The following is a 242-nucleotide window of genomic DNA, read 5'->3' on the forward strand; positions in this document are numbered from 1 at the left end:
CTTTATTGATTATGCAATAGCTCAAGTTTGTGCCTTCCAACTTTGGTCATTATATCAAGCGAATGAGCAAGTAGCTTTAAATAAATTTCTTAAAATTTGTAAAGCTGGAGGTAGCAATTCGTTTTTAATGATAATAGAAGAGTCCGGTATGATTTCTCCATTTGATAACGGTTGTATAGAAACGATATTGCCTATTATAAAAAAGGAACTAGATGATATTGAATTAGCTTTAAACTTGAAAT

At 30.2% G+C, this 242-nt stretch carries 1 protein-coding gene; it reads left to right on the forward strand.

Annotated elements, in window-relative coordinates:
• The coding region (locus GJQ66_RS14405; RefSeq protein WP_230379683.1) for a hypothetical protein at positions 1–242 on the forward strand (242 nt) is incomplete at both ends.

Origin of the sequence: Microbacterium sp. ZXX196 (genome assembly GCF_009709595.1) — a bacterium.
In the GTDB taxonomy this organism is placed as follows: domain Bacteria; phylum Actinomycetota; class Actinomycetes; order Actinomycetales; family Microbacteriaceae; genus Microbacterium; species Microbacterium excoecariae.